At 75.3% G+C, this 1114-nt stretch carries 1 protein-coding gene and 1 pseudogene; both read right to left on the bottom strand.

Going from position 1 to position 1114, the window contains the following annotated elements:
- Positions 1 to 847, bottom strand: a pseudogene (locus tag GT030_RS21995) (transcriptional activator protein); the annotation flags it as partial.
- A gap of 33 nt (positions 848 to 880) precedes the next feature.
- The coding region (locus tag GT030_RS21990) for a hypothetical protein (RefSeq protein ID WP_161202564.1) at positions 881 to 1114 on the bottom strand (234 nt) is incomplete at its 5' end.

Genomic DNA, 1114 nt, shown 5'->3' with positions numbered 1-1114 from the left:
CGGCCGCGTCCGAGCCGGCGCCCAGCCGCAGCGCGGCGCAGGACCAGCAGCCCGGCGTCCCGGCCGTCATCACCGGCCCGACCACCGCCCGCTGCCCGAACGTCCACGCGCCGAGCAGCCGCCGTCCGTCCGGCACGCCCTCGGTGAGCAGCCGCAGCAGTTGAGCGGGCGCACTCGCCCCGGTCACCAGCACGGTGTCCCAGCCGTCCAGGTCGGCCCAGCCCAGCGTGCCCCCGGCCAGCCGGGTCAGCGTGGGCGCGCAGCCCGCCCCGGTGAGCCCCGCGACCTCCGCGTCCAGGTCGGCTGTGCCGCGGGACTCGTGGTCGAGGGCGCCCTCCGCCGCGTCCTCGACCGTGACGGCCACCGTGGCACAGCCGTTGCGCAGCAGACCCAGCGCGGCCCACCTCGCCGTCTCGTCGTCCCCGAGCACCGCGACACGCGTGTCCCGGTAGCGGGCAAACCTCCCGTGGGCGTCGTCGGCGTAGTGATCCAGATAGTCGAGCTGATGGGCGAAACGTTCCGTCACCTGCGGTGACAACGTGCCGCCGGTGGGTCTTGGCCCGGCGTCCCGGGCGAAACCACGCGCGTAGAGTGCGCGCACGAGTTGGACCACCATGTCGCGCTGCTTGTCCCCCAGGCCGGCGCAGAGTTCCTCGACCCGGCGCTCCCCGTCGAGATGGGGCACGATCAGCGCGGCGAAGCGGTACGCGGACTGGGTGACGACGTTGAAGCCGCCGTGCGCGTTGTGGAACAGCACGCCGTCCGGCGTGCGGGTGAACAGGACGTCGCGGCGGATGCGGGGCCGCGAACGGGCGATCTCCTCGTGGGACGAGGGAGCAGGCGCCATGCTGGACAACCTCCGTGAAGAGCGGGGGAGCGGTCAGTCGGCGGGGGGTGGGGGCTTCTCCGCCGGGTCGTGCGGTGCGGTGGCCGGGAGGCTGGTGCCGGCCGCCTGGACGAAGAGCCGCAGCAGGTCGTGGACCCGGTAGCGGCCCGAGGGGTCCTCCTCCAGCAGCCCGGCGTCGACCAGTGCGCGCAGCACCAGCGCGCCCGGCGCCGGGGGAGAGGCCCGCTCCAGCGCGGACGACGCCCCGGCGGCCCGCGAGGGCGGCAC

It is taken from the genome of Streptomyces sp. SID1328 (assembly GCF_009865595.1).
In the GTDB taxonomy this organism is placed as follows: domain Bacteria; phylum Actinomycetota; class Actinomycetes; order Streptomycetales; family Streptomycetaceae; genus Streptomyces; species Streptomyces griseoluteus.
The sequence above is the reverse complement of the archived record's forward strand: the minus strand, read 5'-3'. Positions and strand labels throughout refer to the sequence as shown.